The following is a 16818-nucleotide window of genomic DNA, read 5'->3' as shown; positions in this document are numbered from 1 at the left end:
TTTCAAAAATACTCAAACCTGCAGAACGCTCGACACAAGCAACTGCGTATAGGCATGCTGCGGATCGTCCAGCACCTGATCGGTCAGACCGGCCTCGACCACGCGGCCATCCTTCATCACCATCAGCCGGTCGGCGAGCAACCGCACCACCGCCAGATCATGGGTCACGATGATGGCGCTCAGCCCCATCTCACGCACCAGCCCGCGCAGCAGGTCCAGCAGCCGCGCCTGAACCGAGACATCCAGGCCCCCCGTCGGCTCATCCATGAACACCAGCCGCGGCCCGGTCACCAGATTGCGCGCGATCTGCAACCGCTGCTGCATGCCGCCGGAAAAGGCGGTGGGGCGGTCATCGACGCGGGTCGCGTCGATCTCGACCCGGCCCAGCCAGTCCAGAGCTCGTTCCCGGATATGCCCATAGTGGCGACCGCCGACGGCCATCAGCCGCTCACCGATATTGCCGCCCGCACTCACCGACATGCGCAGCCCGTCGCGGGCATGCTGATGCACAAAGGCCCAATCGGTGCGGCCCAGCATCCGGCGTTCGGGCTCGGACATCGTAATGGTATCCACCGGCCCGTCAGCACGGGTATCAAAGACCACCTGCCCCGCATCTGGCTCCAAATGCCCTGCCAGACAGTTGAGCAGCGTCGACTTGCCCGAGCCACTCTCGCCCACAATCCCCATCACCTCACCGGGATAGAGATCAAAGCTCACATCCGCGCAGCCCATCCGCGCGCCATAGCACTTTTTGATGCCCTTCACCTGCAACAACGGCGTCATCTATGCATCCTCCCGGCCCATGCGGCCCACATGCCCCGCCTCGCGGCGCGACCGGCAGTAATCGGTGTCCGAGCACACAAACATCCGGTTACCGGCGTCATCCATGATTACCTCGTCCAGATAGCTGTCCTCAGCGGCACACAGATCACAGGGATGATCAGCCTTGGTGGGCTCGAACGGATGGTCCTCGAAATCCAGACTGACCACCTTGGTGTAGGGCGGCACGGCATAGATCCGCTGCTCGCGCCCGGCACCGAACAACTGGATGGCGGCCATCTCCATCTTCGGGTTGTCGAATTTCGGGATCGGCGACGGGTCCATCACATACCGGTCCGCCACCCGCACCGGATAGGCATATGCGGTCGAGATCGCACCGTGCTGGCTGATATCCTCGTAGAGCTTCACATGCATCAGCCCGTTTTCCTCAAGGGCGTGCATCTTGCGGGTCTCGGTCTCGCGCGGCTCCAGAAAGCGCAACGGCTCGGGGATCGGCACCTGATAGACGAGGATCTGCTCCTCGGTCAGCGGCGCCTCGGGGATGCGGTGGCGGGTTTGTATCACCGTGGCCTTTTCAGTCTCTTCGGTCGTGGCCACGCGGGCTGTGTTCTCAAAGAACTTGCGGATCGACACCGCGTTGGTGGTGTCATCGGCCCCCTGGTCGATCACCTTGAACGTATCGTCAGGCGTCAGTGTTGCCGCCGACACCTGCACCCCGCCGGTGCCCCAACCGTAAGGCATCGGCATCTCGCGGCTGGCAAACGGCACCTGATAGCCCGGCACCGCAAGCCCCTTGAGGATGGCCCGGCGGATCATCCGCTTGGTCTGTTCGTCCAAATAGGCGAAGTTGTACTCGCTCATCTCTCGATCTCTTCTGAGAGCCGGGCCAACACGCCCGGCAGGTTGGTCAGGATGTCGGAGTTCGAAAATCGCAGAACACGAAACCCCTGCCCCTCAAGCCACTGATCGCGGCGCTGGTCGGTCAGGGCATCCGCATGCTGCCCGCCATCCGCCTCGACCACCAGCGTTCGCTCAGCGCAGAGAAAATCCACGATGTAAGGGCCGATCGGAACCTGACGGCGGAATTTCAGACCCCGAAACTGCCGCGCCCGCAACGCAAACCACAATCGTTTCTCAGCTTCGGTCTGATCCTGGCGCAATTGCCGGGCCCTAGCCGTCTGCAATGTGTTCTGGCGCATATTCCCCCTCACCCTGACCCTCTCCCCCGAGGGGAGAGGGAATGTCGCATGCGGCCAAACCTGCGCCCCACATGGTGAACGGTCCGTTAACCCGCGCCGCCGCCGGCCAAGGCCGTCCCCTCTCCCGTCGGGGGAGAGGGTCAGGGTGAGGGGCTGCAACATCGCGGTCATTCCGCCGCCTCCGGAACATCGGCACCACTCGCCACCCGCGCCTCGGCTTCACGCCGCAACTTGCGCACCAGTTCCAGCTCGGACTGGAAATCCACGTAATGCGGCAGCTTGATATGTTCGAGAAACCCGGTCGCCTGAATGTTGTCCGCGTGGCTCAGGACAAACTCCTCATCCTGCGCCGGGGCACCCAGATTGTCCTCGCCCAGTTCCTCCCAGCGCAGCGCCCGGTCCACCAGCGCCATGGCGATGGATTTCCGCTCGGACTGGCCAAAGACCAGCCCGTATCCCCGGGTGAATTGCGGCGGCTCAGTCTTTGACCCCTTGAACTGGTTCACCGTCTCGCATTCGGTCAGTTCGATCTCACCGATCTCGATGGCAAAGCCCAGTTCCGGGACCTCCATCTCGACCGCGACCTTGCCGATCCGCAACTCGCCCACAAAGGCATGGTTGCGCGCATAACCGCGCTGGGTCGAGTAAGCCATGCCGAGGACAAACCCCTCATCCCCGCGCGTCAGCGACTGCAGGCGAAGCGGCCGGTTTGACGGAAACTCCATCGGTTCGCGCGAGAGGTCGCCGGGGAGTGCATCGCTCTCGTGCTCGCGCTGAATGATATCCTCGCCCTGCAGAAACTCGGTGATATGCGGCGTCCGCTCGTCACGCGGTTCAGCGGTTGCAGCACGCGGCACCTCACCCTCGGCGGCCAGTTTGAAGTCCAGCAGCCGGTGAGTGTAGTCGAAGGTCGGCCCCAGCACCTGCCCACCCGGCGCGTCCTTGAAGGTGGCCGAGATGCGGCGGTCGCAGGCCATCTGACCAGTCTCGACGGGCTGCGTATAGCCAAATCGCGGCAGCGTGGTGCGGTAGGCTCGGATCAGAAAGATCGCCTCGATCAGATCGCCCCGTGCCTGCTTGATCGCCAGCGCGGCAAGATCCGGGTCGTAAAGCGAGCCCTCGGCCATCACCCGGTTGACCGCCAGACTGAGCTGCTCTCGGATCTGGGCCAGACTGAGTTCCGCGACATCGGTATCCCCACGCCGCTCCTCGGCCAACCAGGCGTGAGCGTTTTCAATGGCGGTCTCACCGCCTTTGACTGCAACATACATTGCTCAAACCTCCGCCATGACTTGCGTGCTGCGCGGCAGCGCCGCGACCTGCGCGCCGCTGGTCAGGAAGAAATCGCACCCCAGCGGATAAAGCGCCGCATTGGCCTGCATCGCCGGAACGTCCGGCACAGACAGGCGGGCGCGTTCCCTGATACCGGGGCCGCGCAGCACCGCGCCCGATTGTGCCAGCGCATCGCATTCCACGATCAGCGTGGCGGAGCGGTCGGGGTATTCCGGCGTGCCCATGCGATAGGTATCGAGCGGCGCCAGCGCCTGCCAGCGGCCAACCGCAAAATCGGCCTCGGCAGCGGTCACAAGCGGCGCCCCGGTGTGGAAGGCCAGCCATTGCCGCACCTCTGCCGTGTCGGCCTCACCAGCCAGATGAATGCCGGTCTCCGGGTCACAAAGGGTCAGCAGCAGCGTTCCGGCCGCCACCGACAAAGGCGCCGGAGGTTCGGCCCCGGTCAGTTCGCGAATCTCTCCGGGCCGCGCCATCACCGTCATCGCAGCACGGAAGGCATGCGCCGCATCCAGAGGCGCATTGCCGAACCCGCCAGAGAACAGGGTTTGCGCGCTCATCAATCCTCTCCCCGCACCATGGTGAAGAACTCGACCTTGGTGGCCGCGGCCTTGGCCGCCCGCGCCGCCTTGGCCGCACGCATCTGCTCGGCCAGCGGGTCCAGCACCACGGCTCGCACGGAAGCCGCCGCTCCGGTCTGCATCAGCGCGTCAATCAGCGCCGCGGCCTCGACCTTGGATTTGGACCGCCCCTGCACATAGCCATGCCCGACAGTCCCGTCCGCCAGCACCAGCGAACAGCGCGTCACCGTCATCTCGCCCAGATTGAAGGCCCCGCCGGTGCCGCCCATACGGCCTCGCACCATCACGCCACCCACCTCGGGCGCGCGCAGCCACTCAAAGGCGGGGCGTTCCGCCACTTTCCCCCACAACGCCATCAACGCGCTTTCGGGGGCCTTGGCCAGCAGGCTCATCCACCCTCTGCGCGTCTCAGCGTCGATTTCCGTCTCGTTTGCCATGAAAGCCTCTTGGCCCGGTTGCCTACATGAACTATACAACTAGACAAATCATACGCCTCCCAAGGCAATCGCGCAATCCTCCCGCCCGTGAAGTTTTGATGACATGAGCCGCACACCCGTCTGGAAAAGCATCGCGCTCAGCCTGACCTCCGACATCGCCGAGGGTCGCTATGGCACCGGAGACCGCCTGCCGACCGAGGCGCAATTGTCCGCAACCCACGGGGTGAACCGCCACACGGTGCGGCGGGCGCTGGCCGAGATGGCGGAACAGGGGCTGGTCCATGCCCGGCGCGGAGCGGGGGTGTTCGTGGCGGCACGACCGACGGAATACCCGATCGGCAAGCGGGTGCGCTATCACCAGAACATCTCGGCCAGCGGCAAGATCCCGGGCAAGAAGATCCTGTCGCTAACGACCCGCGCGGCGGATGAAACTGAGGCCGAAGCGCTGGAGCTGCACCCAGGCGACCCGATTCATGTCTATGACGGCCTGTCCCTGGCCGATGGCCAACCCATCGCCGTGTTCCAAAGCGTATTCCCCGCCGCCCGCTTTCCCGACCTGCTCACCGCGCTGACCGAGACCCAATCGGTGACGAAAGCGCTGCGAATGAACGGCGTCGCCGACTACACCCGCATCTCGACCCGCCTGACTGCCCGTCAGGCCAGCGTCACCCAGGCCCTGCACCTGCGCCTCTCCGAAGGGGCACCGGTGCTGCATTCGGTCGGCATCAACGCCGATCCCGACGGCAGGCCGGTGGAATATGGTCGTACCTGGTTCGCAGGCGAGCGGGTGACCCTGACCCTCACCGACAACTGATCCTCAGGGCCCGTTCCCGGACCAGAAGTGCTCCCTCCTGCCTTCGGCCTCCTTACGGAGACCTCAGCCAGTTGGGCCTGGCACCGCGCAAAGCGCGGTGCCAGGCCCAAAGCCGCCAGGGATCATCGGCACAGCCGATGATCCTGCGGGCGCGGGAGCCCCACCGGGTTGATCATTGTGACCCTCCGCACGGTATGCGAGTTCCGTCACTCGTATTTTTCGAGGAGCTTTTCAGCCCGCATCGAGCGGAAATCCGGTAAGGCCGCACGCAAACGGACATTGTCCCAATCCCACCAGGCCAGCGCCATCATACGCTCGGCGGTGCCTTCAGAAAACCGCCGGCGGATCGGCTTTGCGGTCACCCCAGCGACAATCGTGTAAGGAGCCACGTCCCGGGTCACGATGGCGCCCGACGCCACCACAGCGCCATGGCCGATGGTGACCTCGGGCTTGATGATCGCCGCGTGGCCGATCCAGGTGTCGTGGCCCACATACGCCGTCCGACCGGCCCGATGTGCGAACCAGTCGGTATCATGCTCCGCGTCGTCCCAATAATCCGCAGACCGGTAATGGAAATGGTGCAGCGAGGCTTTCTCCATCGGGTGATCCGTTGCCCCGATCCGGGTGAAGCTGGCGATATTGGCGAACTTACCGATATGCGCATTGGCGATGTCGCAGGTCCGGTCGCAATAGGAATAGTCTCCGAACACGGTGTTGGCGATCCGGCTGCCCGCACCGATCTCGACATATTCGCCAAAGGAACTGTCGGTGATCTGACAATCGGGGTGGATGAACGGCTGGTCGGACCGCAGGCGCGCCATGGGCTCTGTCCTCAAACTCGATTACGGCAACAGGAACGGCCTGGCCTTCGGATCGCGCGGCCTGCGCCGTGCCCGACCCTCACCCCGGATCAACCGCCTGCGCAACCAGCCCGAGAACCAGTCCATCAGCATCACCATCAGGATGATGAGTACGATGTAATAGGCGACCTCTTCCCAATCCTTCTGTGTGATGATCGCCTGCGTCAGCAGCAACCCAATCCCGCCCCCGGTGATCGCGCCGATGATAGTGGCGCTGCGGGTGTTGGATTCCAGAAAATACAGCAACTGGCTAAGCAGCACCGGCGTGATCTGCGGGATCACCCCAAAGCGATAGCGCTGCGGCGCATTGGCGCCGGTGGACTGCACCCCTTCGATCTGCTTCTGGTCCACATTCTCCAACGCTTCCGAGAAGATCTTACCGAAGGTGCCGGTATCGGTGATCAGGATCGCCAGAGCCCCGGTCAGCGGGCCGGGACCGAAGGCACGCGCCAGCACCACGGTCCAGATCAGCGCATCGACCCCGCGCACGAAGTCGAACACCCGGCGCATGGCGAACCGCACCGGCCGAAGCGGGTTGAAGTTGCGGGTGGCAAGGAACGCCAGCGGCAGCGCCACGATCCCGGCGCCCAATGTGCCGAGAAAGGCCATCAGGATGGTCTCGAAAATCGCCCAGACCACATCCTTGTGGCGCCACATGGCGTTGTTCCAGAAGTCGTGCCAGATCGCCCCGCCCTCGCCGGTCGCGGCCAGACGCGCCAATTCGGGCAGGGATTTGCCGTGATAGGGGCTGTCGAGGGTGAACCAGAACAGCTCCCACCCCGCGAAGTAGCGGAACACTTCCGCCCGGTTGCGGGTGACGGTCAGGCGGCCCGCGTCAGTGGTGATCGCCAGCCGGTTTTTCGAGACATTGATCCACTCGGGCACCGCACCCGGCGGCAACTCGGCCTGCACGCCTGCCGACCGGCTGGGCGTGGCACGCACGGTGCCATAGCCGGGAATGTCATACTCCACGGTCTTGGGACCGAACCGCACCACATAACCGTCTTCCAGATCGACAACGGTGGTGTCCCCCAGCGCCACCCAATCTGGCGACATACCCTCGGGATACGCGCCCTTGCGCTCGCCCTCGATGGCCACCGAGACCGCGCCCGAACGATTGTCCCGGGTCACATGGGTCTTGTAGCTGTAGCTGTCGGAGACCAGCGTCCTGCCGTTCTTCCAGCTTGCGCCACCATGCAGCCCCGGCACATCGAAGGCGAAGAAGATATAGATCAGATAGATCAGCACCAGCGCGGGCAGGCCAAAATTCAGCAGCCGCTTGCGGGCGAACAGACGCCCGGCCCCCAGCTTCAGCGCATCGGTGGACAGGTCGGTTGCAAAACTGCTCATGCCTTCGCTCCATGGGTCAGACGATCACGCAGGTGGCCCGATATCTGGTCCACCACGACAATGGTGACGAAAAGCAGGATGAAGATCGCAGCAACCTCATCGTAACGCCCCTGCCCCCAGGACATGGCATTGCGCAGCTCATACCCGATGCCGCCCGCACCGACGAAGCCGAGGATGGCCGAGGCGCGGATATTGATCTCGAACCGCAGCAGCGCATAGCTGACATAGTTCGGGCCCACCTGCGGGATCACCCCCAGATACATGCGCTGCGACCAGTTGGCGCCGACGGATTGCAGCCCCTCAACCGGTTTCAGCGAGGCGTTCTCGTTCACTTCGGAAAACAGCTTGCCCAGCGCGCCTGCCGTGTGAATGGCGATTGCGATCATGGCCGGGACCGGGCCGCCGCCCAGAACGAAGATCAGCGCCAGCGCAATGACGATCTCGGGGATCGCCCGGCAGATATCCGAGATGCGGCGAAACAGCGGGATCAGCGCGGGCCACATCGCCATGCCCCGCGTGGACTTCAGGGCCAGGAACGTGCCCGCGATCAGACCGATCAGGGTCGAGGCGGCGGCGATGTTCAGCGTCTCGATCAGCGCCGGCAGAAAATGCACCAGATGCGCGGGCAACTGGCCGATCTCGGCCCAGGCCTCGGCCAGCACCTCGGAGGGGTAATCGAGGATACGCCGCCAGCCATCGGCGAAACTGCCCGCATTGCGCGCGTCCGCGGTGCGGAACCCCGCCGCCATCAGGGCCACGAACAGGATCAGGAGGATACCGCCATAGATCCGCTTGCGCCGTGTGAGCGCGGTATAGTCCTCGCGGATTTGGGCGAGGCTCGCGGCGCCCGCGGTCAGGTCTGTCATGGAATGCTCCCGGGAAGGACAGAGCCCGGCGCTCAGGCCGGACCCTGCAAATTGCAGCGCAGGCCTCAGTTCGACTTCAGCTTGCGGGCCTCGATGATGATCTCATAGGCCTCATGGGTGATCGGCTCGAACGCCTTGGCCTCGCCTGCCGCGACACCGTAGAAACACTCGCGGTCCTTCTCGGCCAGCCCGGCCATCAGGGCGGTCATCTTCTCCTTGACGTCCCCGGGCAGCGCGGTGCGCAGCACCACCGGGCCTTCGGGGATCGGCTTGGACCGCCAGATCATCACCAGATCGTTCATGTCGACCAGACCGGCATCCACCGCGCGGCGCAGGGCGCCCGAGTTGAACCCGTCTTCCCACTCACCCAGGCCATCGGCCCAGGTCACGCCGCCATCCACATCGCCATTGTTCACCGCAACGATGGTCTGCTCGTGCCCGCCGGTGAATTTCACGTCCCCGAAATACTTGCCCGGCTCCATGCCGGCGCCGGTGGCCTGCGGGATCTCGATGGAGGGGATCAGATAGCCACTGGTCGAGTTCGGATCGCCAAAACCAAAGCGCTTGCCCTTCATGTCCGCCAGCGAGGTGATGCCGCTGTCCTTGCGGGCAAAACCGATCGAGTAATAACCGTATCCGCCATCGGTGTTCACCTTGACCAGAACCGGCTCGACCGCTTCGGGATCGCTCAGATAGGTCTTGGCATAGCCCGAGGCGCCCAGCCACGCCATGTCGATGGTGCCGCCCAGCAGCCCCTGGATCACGCCGTTATAGTCGGCAGGCGCGAATAGCTTGGTCTCGACCCCCAGTGTTTCCTCGGTGTACTGGCGCAGGCACTCGTTGTTGTTCAGACGGTCCTGAGCGTTTTCACCGCCCAAGATTCCGATGCGGAATTCCGTGATCTCTTCGGCCATGGCGGGGCCTGCCAAGGCGGTTGTGGCCACAAGGGCTGCAATCAGTTTCTTCATCTGTCTCTCTCCGGTTTGGTTGCCCTGGCCTCTCACCGGGCCGGGCGATGAAAGGCGGGGGTTGGCTCAGACGGTTTCCGGGACGGGCGCGTCGAGCCTGTCGATCTCGGTCGAGGTCGCGGCCTCTGAGAAGTTGGAATCGGCGCCATAGATCTCGCGCGCGACGCCGGTGGTCAGTTGCTCGGGCAGGCCGTCGAACACGATGCGCCCATCCCGCATACCCACCACCCGGTCGCAATAGCGCCGCGCGGTATCCAGCGTATGCAGGTTGGCAATGACGGTGCGGCCGTCCTCTTCATGGATGCGGCGCAGGGTCTGCATCACCACCTGCGCGTTCATCGGGTCGAGCGAGGCGATGGGCTCATCCGCCAGAATGATCCTGGGGTCCTGCATCAGGGCGCGCGCTATGGCGACACGCTGCTGTTGACCGCCGGACAGCGCCTCGGCGCGTTTGGGCGCGTGTTCGGCAATGCCCAGACGGTCGAGGATGTCGATCGCGCGGTGGATATCCGCCATCGGGAACAGGTTGAACACGGTCGCCAGCGTCGAGCGCCGGTTGAGCGTGCCATGCAGCACATTCGAAACCACATCCATGCGCGGCACCAGATTGAACTGCTGAAAGATCATCGCGCAGTCTGCCTGCCACGCGCGTTTCTCGCGACCTTTCAACTGCGTCACATCGCGATCCTCAAAGAGGATGTGCCCCTCCGAGGCATCGGTCAGCCGGTTGATCATCCGCAAGAGCGTCGATTTGCCCGCCCCCGACCGGCCGATGATCCCGATCATGCAGGGCTTGTCCACGTCCAGCGTCGCAGCATTCACCGCCACGTTCTCGCCGAACCGCTTCGTCAGTCTGTCGATGCGCAGCACGTGCCACCCCCCGGTCTTGTTGGGCGGTGGCCTAAGACACCGACTCAAACCTCATGTGTCAGCGCGGTGAAAGTTTTGTAACGCCCCTCGTCGATCTCCGCCGCCGGACACTACCCTTCGGCCCGGATCGCGGGTATATGCGCACCCGACTCTCTCTCATGCATGAGGCTGCCCATGAGCTTTGACCGCAAGATCAAGATCGCCCCGTCGATCCTGTCCGCCGATTTCGCCAATTTCGGCCAGGAGATTCAGGCCATCGAGGCGCAGGGGGCCGACTGGGTCCATGTGGACGTGATGGACGGGCATTTCGTGCCGAACCTGACGTTCGGCCCGATGGCGGTCAAAGCGTTCCGCCCGCATGTGAAGACGGTGATGGACGTGCATCTGATGATCGCGCCGGTCGATCCCTATATCGACGCCTACGCCGATGCCGGTGCGGACGTGCTGACGGCGCATGTCGAGGCGGGCCCGCATATCCACCGCACATTGCAGGCGACCCGTGCAGCAGGAATGAAGGCCGGCGTAGCGCTGAACCCCGGCACTCCGGCCGAGGCGGTGGCCCATCTGCTGGACCTGACCGACCTGATCTGCGTGATGACAGTGAACCCCGGCTTCGGCGGACAGAAATTCATCGACATGACCGCCAAGATCCGCCGGGTGCGCGAGATGATCGGCGACCGCCCGGTGCATATCGAGATCGACGGCGGCGTCGATCCCAACACCGCCCCGCTGGTGGCACAGGCCGGCGCGGACGTGCTGGTGGCGGGCTCCGCCGTGTTTCGCGGCGGCTCGGTCTCCAACCCCAGCGCCTACGGCGAAAACATCCGCTCGATCCGAGCCGCCGCCGAGGGCGTGTGGGCCTGATCCAAAGGTTTGCAGGAGGCCAGAGCGCTCCCGCCCGTCGTTGATCTCCCTCGCGGGACATCTCCTCCCGTTGGGCCCGGCACCGCGCCACAGGCGCGGTGAGTCAGCCAATTGTGACCCAAGCGTCAAGAAGTTCTGACCTGACGTCGGCTAAGCGGACTTTGCCGTCATTCGTTTAATGTCTTCGCTGTCGCAGAATCCGTTCGCAGGCGCGGCACACAATTTGGTGCAACGCAGAGCATGTCACCGAACTGGTCGTTCGCAAGCGTCGATTTATAGCCTCACCGCGACTGTAACTTCTCCGCAGTCAGGTCAGACAACAGAGCCGCGAGCCTTTGCTGGCAATGCGTGGGTTTCACCCACCCTACAATTCCCACAAAACCTGAGACACAACCAATGCAGGTATGGTTTCCCTGACTGGTCGCGCCGACCCCTCTGCCCTTACACTCTGCTCGCCCAACTATATTTTAAGGGCTGCGACTTTTCAGCGAAAGGAAATTACACGATGCCACAGGAATATTTTGTTCCGATGAAAATGAGTAAGATCAAAGGCGATACCAAGCTGCATGGCCAGTTCATCATCGACGGCGATGTCACCTTCAGTGCGTCGTCATCGGATGATGACGATGATGTACCGGTTCTGAATTTCGATCCGGACAAGCTCTTCTACGACGTGAAATGGATTGCCTGGCCGGGTTCGGCCTCGGCTGCGTTCGGGGCGTCGATGGGGTACGATGTCGTCTCGCCGGATGATCTGAGCTATCCACCGCCCCGCAGGTAATCGCGGGTGCTTTGGCACAGCAAATCGGAAACGCTCCTTCGGGGGCGTTTCTTTTTATCTGCCGCGTCCATCATTGCCGACGCACAGCGCAGCAATTTCTGTACTGCGTGCGCGCACAGTACAAAATCAAATTAACAGTTCGGGCTCAGTCCAGCCGATCCGCGAAGACATCCAGGAGCCTGTGCTTGAGGATCTTGCCGGTGGGCGCCGCAGGCAAGTCCGTGGCAACGACGATCCGGCTCGGGCGCTTGTAGCCCGCCAGCCGTTTGGCGGCAAAGACGCGCAGCTCTTCCGCTGAGGGCGCGTCCCCTTCCGCGACCTGCACGAAAGCCACCACCTTTTCGTCTCCGGCCACCATCTGCCCCACGACCGCCGACTGGATAACCTGCGGGTGGTCGTTCAGCGCCGCCTCCACTTCGGGCGGGTAGACGCTGAACCCGCCATGGATGATCAGCTCCTTGCAGCGCCCGGCGATGTGCAAATGGCCCCTACCGTCAAAATACCCCAGATCACCGGTCCGCAGCCAGCCATCCTGCAGCGCGGCCGCCGTGGCCTCGGGGTTGTGGTAATAGCCCTTCATCACATGGGGGCCCCGGGTCAGCACCTCGCCAACACCCTTGCCACCCCCGGCCACCGTTTCGTCCAGCTTCACCTCCACGCCGGGCAGCGGCGGGCCGACCGAGATGTCGGGATCGCCGATCCCGTTGCGCGACGCGCAGACCCCGGCGGTGCTTTCGGTCAGGCCATAGCCGTTCTGCAGGGCAACCCCATAAAACGCCTCGGCCTTGCGCTTCCACGCCGGATCCAGCGGAGCCGCCCCCGAGGAGGTATAGCGCAGCGTGCCGCCGGGCAGACGGTCGTATCCCTGCTCTTTCGTGTACTGCATCAGCAGCGCATGCATCTGCGGCACCGCCGAGAACAGGGTCACGCCCGAGGTCAGCGCGCGATAGGTCCGGGCCGCCGTGAACCGGGCCTCAAGCCGCACCGGCGCGCCTACATAGGTCGCCGCCGTCACCACCGAGGCCAGACCGAAGACATGGGTGATCGGCAGCACGCCATAGATTACGTCGTCCACCACCATCCCCCTCAGTTCCGCCGACGTGCGCCCGCCAAAGCGCAAATTGCCATGGGTCAGCATCACCCCCTTGGGCGTTCCGGTGGTGCCGGTGGTGAAGAGCATCACCGCCACGTCCTGCAATTCCGGATCGGGATCGCTGGGGAAGGGCGTGGCCAGATGCATCCTGCCGAAGGCACCGGACACCTCCCGGGCCGCAAACCGCCCGGCATGGGCCAACGCGTCGGGTGAAGCGGCTGAGGTGAACAGGACGGCAACAGGATGCGCATGATCCACGATCCGCTGCAACTCCGTGTCAGTCTGGCGCGCGTTGACGGGCAACGCGCAGGCCCCAATCCGGGAACAGGCGAACAGCGCGGCAATGGCCGCGCAGCAATTCTCGGTCAGGATCATGACGCGGTCGCCAGGGCGGGCCCCTGCCGCGTGCAGCTCTGCCTCAAGCGCCGCGATGGCCGCCCCAAGCTGCGCATAGGTCCAGTCGGCACCTCCATCGTCGGAAAAGGCCGGCGCATCTGGGCGCGCGGCGATCTGCGCATCCGGGTAGTCGTGCCATTTCTCCATCGTCGGGCCCCTCCTCTCGGCGCTTCAGAACTTCGTTGGCCGCTTCTCCAGAAAGGCCGCAATCCCCTCGGCAGCTTCGTCACCACCTGCCGCGCGGGCCATGGCGTCGCGCTCGGCATCAAGCTGCCGGGCCTCGGGTGCCTCATAGGCCTGCGCCACCAGCCCCCGGATCACGCCCTGCGCGCCACGCGGCCCCCTGGCCAGTTCATCGGCCAGCGCGTGTGCCGCCGCATCCACCGCGCCCGCCGGAACCACGGCATTGACCACACCCAGCTCCGCCATCCGCTCGGCGGAGACGGGAAGTGCCAGCAAACACATCTCCATCGCCAGTTGACGCGGCACCATCCGGGCCAGAGCCAAGGTCAGCCCCGCATCCGGCACCAGCCCCGCCCTGACATAAGCCGCCGTGAACAGCGCGCCCTCGGCGGCCACCAGCAGATCGCAGGCCAGCGCCAGCGACACCCCGGCCCCTGCCGCACCGCCTTCGACCGCCGCAATCACCGGCACCGGGCAAGCCCGCATCAGACGCACCAGATCATGCAGATCATCCACCCTGTCCCGCCGCTCGGCCTCGGTCAGCTCACGGCGCTCGATCAGCACGTTCAGATCGCCCCCGGCGCAGAAGAACCCGCCCTCGGCGGTCAGGATCACCGCCCGAATACGCGGCTCGGCGGCCTTTTCCATCGCCTCGCGAATGGCCGCGTATAGATCCGCAGACAGCGCCCCGCGCCGGGCGGCGTTCCTGTTGACGACCACCAGCCGGTCGCCCAGATCCTCGACCCGCGCCAGCGTCACGGCGCCAATGCCCGGCGCTTGAACACGCCTGTCGCGGTTGCAACCAGAGTGCCGTCGTCCTGACGCAACTCACCGTTGACATGAACCAGCTTGCGCCCACCTCCCGCCGGTCGCCCCGTGGCCGTCACCATCCCCTCTCGCACCGCCGCAACGTAACTGGTATTGAGCGAGACGGTCAGCACCATCGGATGCTCCGCCCGGTCGAACCAGGCCGAGGCCGCGTTGCCGCAGGCTACGTCCAGCAGCATCGCGATGATACCGCCATGCAGGACCTCCTGACTGTTCAGATGCTGCGGCCCGATCTGCAGATGGCATCGCGCGTGGCCTTCCGGGTCCGACAGGTCGATCTCGAACCCGACCGCGTTCTGACAGCCCGAGCGCCTGACGTTCGGGCGCGCCCCTTCATGCTGCGCTGAGTGCAATGAACCGCTCCAGATGATAATCCGCGTCCCCAAACCGGTGATCGGCCATGACGATGCGCTTGGCAATATGCGCCAGCTCGTATTCCTGGGTCATCGCAATACCGCCGTGCATCTGGATCGCCTCCTCGGCCACCAGCCTGCCCGCCCGTGCGATCAGGTTGCGGGCGGCGGCGATCTGGCGATCACGGTCCCGCGCCTCAAGATGCCCCGCCGCATTGATCACTGCCGAACGTGCCTGTTCCAACTCAATCAGCAGATCCGCAAACCGGTGTTGCAGCGCCTGAAACGTCCCGATGGGCCGCCCGAACTGTTTGCGGGTCATCAGGTACTCCCGAGTCAGCTCCACCGCGCTTTCCATCGCCCCCACCGTCTCGGCCGCCAGCGCCACATTGGCCGCGGCCACCGCATCCATGAGCGGGGCAAAACCCTTGCCCGCTTCACCCAGCCGCGCCGCCCCCGGCAACCGCACCTCGTCCAGCACCACCTCCGCCGCACGGCCACCGGCCAGCATCGGATAGCCGCGCCGGGTCACGCCCTTGGTCCCCACAGGCACAAGGAACAGCGAAATACCATCCAGATCAAAAAACCCGCCACTCTCTCGCGCCGAAACGATCAGATACCCGGCAGCCTCGGCATTGATCACCACCGCCTTGCGGCCATTCAGAACCACATCGCCGCCATCCCCGCGCATCGAGGTCTCCACCCGGCTCAGATCGTAGCGGCTGGCGGGCTCGCCATGGGCCAGCGCCAGATGCAGACCACCGGCAATCACATCACCCAGCAGAGCCTTCTGCCCGTCATCGCCCAGCGCCGCCACCAGCCCGCCACCCAGCACGGCGGTGTCCAGAAACGGCTCCACCACCCCGGCGCGGCCCAGCTCTCCGAACACCGTGGCGATATCGAAGCCCGCACCGCCAAAGCCGCCATCACCTTCCGAAAACAACGCTCCGATCACGCCCAGCTCGGCCAGCTCCGTCCAAATCTCGGCACTGAACCCCGCCTCGCTGTCGATGATCCCGTTGCGCATCTCGGTCGTGTAACGGTCGGTCAGGTAGCGCCGCAACGTCTCCTGCAACATCCGCCGCTCTTCGGTCAGGTTGAAATCCATACCCCTACCCTCCCATCTTCACCTTGGCGATGATCCCGCGCTGAATCTCGTTCGACCCACCAAAGATCGACAGCTTGCGATTGTTGAAATACTGCGCCGCCACCGGCCCGGCATAGTCCGGCCCGATGGGATCGTTGTCGCCCTCAATGGCCTCCGAGGCAAAGGGCATCGCATAAGGCCCCACCGCCCGGCGGGTCAGGTCGTTGATCTCCTGCCGGATGATCGTGCCCTTCACCTTCAGCATCGAGCTTTCCACCCCCGGCGCCTGTCCGGCAGAGGCTTGGCTGACGATCCGCATATTGGTCGTCGCCATCGCCATCAGATCAATCTCGATCTGCGCCAGCCGGGCAGCGAAATGCGGGTTCTCGATCAGCGGGCGGCCACCCGCGCTTTCGATCCGCGCGATGCGTTTGACCGCATCCAGCCCCGCCTGACTGAACCCGACCCCGGCAATATTGGTCCGCTCATGGGTCAGCAGGTATTTGGCATAGGTCCAGCCCTTGTTTTCCTCCCCCACAAGGTTTTCGACCGGCACCCTAACATTGTCGAAAAACACCTCGTTCACTTCCGGCGTACCATCCAGCAGCACGATGGGCCGCACTTCGATCCCCGGCGTCTCCATATCGATCAGCAGGAACGAGATCCCCTCCTGCTGCTTGGCCTCCGGATCGGTGCGCACCAGACAGAAGATCCAGTTGGCGTACTGGCCTAGCGTAGTCCAGGTCTTCTGCCCGTTGACCACGTAATGGTCCCCATCCCGCACCGCCCGCGTCTTGAGCGAGGCCAGATCCGACCCCGCCCCCGGCTCGGAATAACCCTGACACCACCAATGCGCGCCATTCAGGATACGGGGCAGGAAATAGTCCTGCTGCGCTTTCGACCCGAATTTCTGCAGCACCGGCCCCAGCATCGACAGACCAAAGGGCACGATGCGCGGCGCATAGGCCAGCGCGCATTCCTCCTCGAATATATGCCGTTGCACCGCATTCCACTCGGCGCCACCAAATTCGCGCGGCCAGCTGAAGGCCAGCCAGCCCTTTTCGTTCAGCGTGGCGTGCCAGTCGTCATGGCCTTCCTTGCCCAGGCTGACCCCGGCCCGCACCTTGTCCGAGACCTCCTTGGGCAGTTTCTCCGCCAGAAATGCCCGCACCTCCTCGCGAAACGCCTTTTCCTCATCCGTGTAACTCAGATCCATCC

At 64.3% G+C, this 16818-nt stretch carries 19 protein-coding genes; 3 read left to right on the top strand and 16 right to left on the bottom strand.

Annotation, left to right across the window (positions count from 1 at the left end; translation table 11 throughout):
• Positions 1-12 precede the first annotated feature (12 nt).
• The 6 genes from phnK to phnG all read right to left on the bottom strand — a co-directional run bounded on the left by phnK (position 13) and on the right by phnG (position 4287).
• Positions 13-783: a phosphonate C-P lyase system protein PhnK gene (phnK, locus tag AB3N21_RS00915; RefSeq protein ID WP_367933445.1), complete on the bottom strand. Its 771-nt coding sequence runs from the start codon at positions 781-783 to the stop codon at positions 13-15.
• Positions 784-1641: an alpha-D-ribose 1-methylphosphonate 5-phosphate C-P-lyase PhnJ gene (locus tag AB3N21_RS00910; RefSeq protein ID WP_367933444.1), complete on the bottom strand. Its 858-nt coding sequence runs from the start codon at positions 1639-1641 to the stop codon at positions 784-786.
• Entirely contained in the window at positions 1638-1979 is a 342-nt protein-coding gene (locus tag AB3N21_RS00905) for an endonuclease domain-containing protein (RefSeq protein WP_367933443.1), read from the bottom strand. Before AB3N21_RS00905 ends, AB3N21_RS00910 begins: the two co-directional genes overlap by 4 nt.
• A gap of 167 nt (positions 1980-2146) precedes the next feature.
• On the bottom strand, positions 2147-3250 hold the full coding sequence (locus AB3N21_RS00900; protein ID WP_367933442.1) for a carbon-phosphorus lyase complex subunit PhnI: 1104 nt from the start codon (positions 3248-3250) through the stop codon (positions 2147-2149).
• Between the two features lie 3 nt (positions 3251-3253).
• Positions 3254-3829, bottom strand: a complete 576-nt coding sequence (phnH, locus tag AB3N21_RS00895) for a phosphonate C-P lyase system protein PhnH (RefSeq protein WP_367933441.1) — start codon at positions 3827-3829, stop codon at positions 3254-3256.
• Positions 3829-4287: a phosphonate C-P lyase system protein PhnG gene (gene phnG, locus AB3N21_RS00890; RefSeq protein ID WP_367933440.1), complete on the bottom strand. Its 459-nt coding sequence runs from the start codon at positions 4285-4287 to the stop codon at positions 3829-3831. Before phnG ends, phnH begins: the two co-directional genes overlap by 1 nt.
• Positions 4288-4390: 103 nt before the next feature.
• On the opposite strand from phnG, the gene phnF reads away from it, so the two are divergent.
• A complete protein-coding gene (gene phnF, locus AB3N21_RS00885; RefSeq protein WP_367933439.1) occupies positions 4391-5101 on the top strand; it encodes a phosphonate metabolism transcriptional regulator PhnF in 711 nt (236 codons plus the stop codon).
• Between the two features lie 206 nt (positions 5102-5307).
• On the opposite strand, the gene AB3N21_RS00880 is transcribed toward phnF, so the two are convergent.
• The 5 genes from AB3N21_RS00880 to phnC form a co-directional block, all read right to left on the bottom strand.
• Positions 5308-5922 carry a chloramphenicol acetyltransferase gene (locus AB3N21_RS00880; protein WP_367933438.1) on the bottom strand — a complete coding sequence of 205 codons (615 nt, stop codon included), beginning with the start codon at positions 5920-5922 and terminating at the stop codon, positions 5308-5310.
• Between the two features lie 21 nt (positions 5923-5943).
• Positions 5944-7311, bottom strand: a complete 1368-nt coding sequence (gene phnE, locus AB3N21_RS00875; protein ID WP_367933437.1) for a phosphonate ABC transporter, permease protein PhnE — start codon at positions 7309-7311, stop codon at positions 5944-5946.
• On the bottom strand, positions 7308-8177 hold the full coding sequence (gene phnE, locus AB3N21_RS00870) for a phosphonate ABC transporter, permease protein PhnE (RefSeq protein ID WP_367933436.1): 870 nt from the start codon (positions 8175-8177) through the stop codon (positions 7308-7310). The genes phnE (AB3N21_RS00875) and phnE (AB3N21_RS00870) overlap by 4 nt, the downstream gene beginning before the upstream one ends.
• A 65-nt stretch (positions 8178-8242) precedes the next feature.
• Positions 8243-9145 (bottom strand): phosphonate ABC transporter substrate-binding protein, encoded by a 903-nt coding sequence (phnD, locus tag AB3N21_RS00865; RefSeq protein ID WP_367933435.1) that lies wholly within the window; start codon positions 9143-9145, stop codon positions 8243-8245.
• Positions 9146-9211: 66 nt separating this feature from the next.
• On the bottom strand, positions 9212-10015 hold the full coding sequence (phnC, locus tag AB3N21_RS00860; protein ID WP_367933434.1) for a phosphonate ABC transporter ATP-binding protein: 804 nt from the start codon (positions 10013-10015) through the stop codon (positions 9212-9214).
• A gap of 174 nt (positions 10016-10189) precedes the next feature.
• Between phnC and rpe the strand changes: the two genes are divergently transcribed.
• The gene (gene rpe, locus AB3N21_RS00855) at positions 10190-10879 is read left to right on the top strand and encodes a ribulose-phosphate 3-epimerase (RefSeq protein ID WP_367933433.1); all 690 of its coding nucleotides are present in this window, start codon (positions 10190-10192) and stop codon (positions 10877-10879) included.
• Positions 10880-11414: 535 nt separating this feature from the next.
• On the top strand, positions 11415-11660 hold the full coding sequence (locus tag AB3N21_RS00850) for a hypothetical protein (RefSeq protein ID WP_367933432.1): 246 nt from the start codon (positions 11415-11417) through the stop codon (positions 11658-11660).
• A gap of 145 nt (positions 11661-11805) precedes the next feature.
• Here the strand turns inward: AB3N21_RS00850 and AB3N21_RS00845 are convergent, their stop codons facing one another.
• Genes AB3N21_RS00845 through AB3N21_RS00825 form a run of 5 tightly spaced genes read right to left on the bottom strand, consistent with a single transcriptional unit; the run spans position 11806 to position 16816 of the window.
• Entirely contained in the window at positions 11806-13296 is a 1491-nt protein-coding gene (locus AB3N21_RS00845) for a class I adenylate-forming enzyme family protein (RefSeq protein WP_367933431.1), read from the bottom strand.
• Positions 13297-13320: 24 nt separating this feature from the next.
• Positions 13321-14091: an oxepin-CoA hydrolase, alternative type gene (locus tag AB3N21_RS00840; protein ID WP_367933430.1), complete on the bottom strand. Its 771-nt coding sequence runs from the start codon at positions 14089-14091 to the stop codon at positions 13321-13323.
• The gene (locus AB3N21_RS00835) at positions 14088-14513 is read right to left on the bottom strand and encodes a PaaI family thioesterase (protein WP_367933429.1); all 426 of its coding nucleotides are present in this window, start codon (positions 14511-14513) and stop codon (positions 14088-14090) included. Before AB3N21_RS00835 ends, AB3N21_RS00840 begins: the two co-directional genes overlap by 4 nt.
• Entirely contained in the window at positions 14494-15621 is a 1128-nt protein-coding gene (locus tag AB3N21_RS00830) for an acyl-CoA dehydrogenase family protein (protein WP_367933428.1), read from the bottom strand. The genes AB3N21_RS00835 and AB3N21_RS00830 overlap by 20 nt, the downstream gene beginning before the upstream one ends.
• A gap of 4 nt (positions 15622-15625) precedes the next feature.
• Complete coding sequence (locus tag AB3N21_RS00825; RefSeq protein WP_367933427.1) at positions 15626-16816, bottom strand: acyl-CoA dehydrogenase family protein; 1191 nt, start codon at positions 16814-16816, stop codon at positions 15626-15628.
• Between the last annotated feature and the right edge of the window lie 2 nt (positions 16817-16818).

This window comes from Ruegeria sp. (genome assembly GCF_040830605.1).
In the GTDB taxonomy this organism is placed as follows: domain Bacteria; phylum Pseudomonadota; class Alphaproteobacteria; order Rhodobacterales; family Rhodobacteraceae; genus Ruegeria.
Note: the sequence above shows the minus strand (reverse complement) of the source record. Positions and strands in the feature narration are given on the sequence as shown.

What these genes read in the sequence shown, in the direction of transcription:
- AB3N21_RS00905 (WP_367933443.1), bottom strand. Translation starts at nt 1,979, where the DNA reads ATGCGCCAGAACACATTGCAGACGGCTAGGGCCCGGCAATTGCGCCAG.
- phnE (WP_367933436.1), bottom strand. Translation starts at nt 8,177, where the DNA reads ATGACAGACCTGACCGCGGGCGCCGCGAGCCTCGCCCAAATCCGCGAG.
- phnE (WP_367933437.1), bottom strand. Translation starts at nt 7,311, where the DNA reads ATGAGCAGTTTTGCAACCGACCTGTCCACCGATGCGCTGAAGCTGGGG.
- AB3N21_RS00850 (WP_367933432.1), top strand. Translation starts at nt 11,415, where the DNA reads ATGAGTAAGATCAAAGGCGATACCAAGCTGCATGGCCAGTTCATCATC.
- phnF (WP_367933439.1), top strand. Translation starts at nt 4,391, where the DNA reads ATGAGCCGCACACCCGTCTGGAAAAGCATCGCGCTCAGCCTGACCTCC.
- rpe (WP_367933433.1), top strand. Translation starts at nt 10,190, where the DNA reads ATGAGCTTTGACCGCAAGATCAAGATCGCCCCGTCGATCCTGTCCGCC.
- AB3N21_RS00825 (WP_367933427.1), bottom strand. Translation starts at nt 16,816, where the DNA reads ATGGATCTGAGTTACACGGATGAGGAAAAGGCGTTTCGCGAGGAGGTG.
- AB3N21_RS00880 (WP_367933438.1), bottom strand. Translation starts at nt 5,922, where the DNA reads ATGGCGCGCCTGCGGTCCGACCAGCCGTTCATCCACCCCGATTGTCAG.
- phnD (WP_367933435.1), bottom strand. Translation starts at nt 9,145, where the DNA reads ATGAAGAAACTGATTGCAGCCCTTGTGGCCACAACCGCCTTGGCAGGC.
- AB3N21_RS00845 (WP_367933431.1), bottom strand. Translation starts at nt 13,296, where the DNA reads ATGGAGAAATGGCACGACTACCCGGATGCGCAGATCGCCGCGCGCCCA.
- phnH (WP_367933441.1), bottom strand. Translation starts at nt 3,829, where the DNA reads ATGAGCGCGCAAACCCTGTTCTCTGGCGGGTTCGGCAATGCGCCTCTG.
- AB3N21_RS00900 (WP_367933442.1), bottom strand. Translation starts at nt 3,250, where the DNA reads ATGTATGTTGCAGTCAAAGGCGGTGAGACCGCCATTGAAAACGCTCAC.
- phnK (WP_367933445.1), bottom strand. Translation starts at nt 783, where the DNA reads ATGACGCCGTTGTTGCAGGTGAAGGGCATCAAAAAGTGCTATGGCGCG.
- AB3N21_RS00910 (WP_367933444.1), bottom strand. Translation starts at nt 1,641, where the DNA reads ATGAGCGAGTACAACTTCGCCTATTTGGACGAACAGACCAAGCGGATG.
- AB3N21_RS00830 (WP_367933428.1), bottom strand. Translation starts at nt 15,621, where the DNA reads ATGGATTTCAACCTGACCGAAGAGCGGCGGATGTTGCAGGAGACGTTG.
- phnG (WP_367933440.1), bottom strand. Translation starts at nt 4,287, where the DNA reads ATGGCAAACGAGACGGAAATCGACGCTGAGACGCGCAGAGGGTGGATG.